Source organism: Pedobacter hartonius (assembly GCF_900107535.1).
Classification (GTDB): Bacteria; Bacteroidota; Bacteroidia; order Sphingobacteriales; family Sphingobacteriaceae; genus Pedobacter; species Pedobacter hartonius.
In genome coordinates this window covers 1-1,268 of record NZ_FNRA01000042.1, presented here as the reverse complement: position 1 = coordinate 1,268, position 1,268 = coordinate 1, and the positions used below count along the sequence as shown (strand labels likewise).

Sequence of the window (1,268 nt, the reverse complement as noted above, 5' to 3'; positions counted from 1 at the left end):
TGGACTTGCTATATTTGAGTAGACACGGAGTTAAGGGATTTACATACCTTAACAGAAATTATGTCACGAGAGAGAAAAGCATACCCGAAGGAGTTCAAACTGATGAGTGTTGAACTGAGTTACACCCGCCCAGATCTAACGACCCTTGCGAAGGAGTTGGATATCAACGTCACATTATTATATAGATGGCGGAAGGAATTTTCAAGTAAACAAGGCAGTAGCTTCCCTGGTAATGGGAAGGTTATCCTTAGCGCAGCCGAGCAAGAAGTGGCTAATTTGAAAAAAGAACTGCGTGAAACGCAGATGGAGCGTGATATCCTAAAAAAGGCTATCAGCATTTTCTCCAAGGGCGACAACAAATATTCAGGTTCATAAAGGATCATAGTAGGATATTTTTAGTTGAGAAGATGTGTTCAGTATTAAAAGTTAGCAGAGGAGGATTTTATAAATGGACAGTAAGTACACCTTCCAAAAGAAGTATTGAAAATCAAAAACTCGAAGCAGAAGTACTTCAGGCTTTTGAAAACAGTAAAAAAATATATGGCAGTCCTAGGATCACCCTAGATCTCCACAAAAAAGGCATTAAAATTTCCAGACCAAGAGTGGCTAGAATAATGCAAAAAGCTGAACTCAGAAGTATTGTGAAGAAAAAATTCAAGATCACCACCGATTCCAGTCATAAATTTCTCGTCCCGGAAAATGTACTTAATCGAGATTTTAAACCTGGAGTGTTAGGAGCAGTTTGGGTATCTGATATTACTTATCTCAGAACAAAAAAAGGATGGCTCTATCTAACTACTGTGATTGATCTTGGGGATCGAAAAATAATAGGCTGGGCCTTAAGTATGACAATGAAAGCAATTGATACAGTGATACCTGCCTTTAAAATGGCGCAAGCCAGACGACCGATTACTAGGGAACTTATTTTTCATTCTGATCGTGGAGTTCAGTACGCTTGCAATGAGTTCAGATGTTTACTGGAAAAAAATCCGTTCATCACCAGGAGCATGAGTAGGAAGGGAAATTGCTGGGATAATGCAGTCGCTGAGAGCTTCTTTAAGACACTTAAAGCTGAGTGTGTATATCAGCACAAGTTCACTGACAAAGCGCAGGCAGCACTTATCGTATTTGAATATATCGAGACTTGGTACAACCGTAAAAGACTTCATTCTGCACTGGGATACTTGTCCCCAGAAGAATTTGGTAGAAACTTAAATAAACAAAATATTGCCGCTTAACTAAATGTCAACTTTAATGTTGCAATTCCA

Annotated in this window: 1 protein-coding gene; it reads left to right on the top strand. The window is 39.0% G+C overall.

From position 1 onward, the window contains the following. Positions 1-60 precede the first annotated feature (60 nt). A protein-coding gene (locus tag BLW16_RS22870; protein WP_090560202.1) for an IS3 family transposase occupies positions 61-1,238 on the top strand; the annotation gives its coding sequence in 2 pieces (ribosomal slippage) (positions 61-331 and positions 331-1,238; 1,179 coding nt in all). The last annotated feature ends 30 nt before the right edge of the window (positions 1,239-1,268 follow it).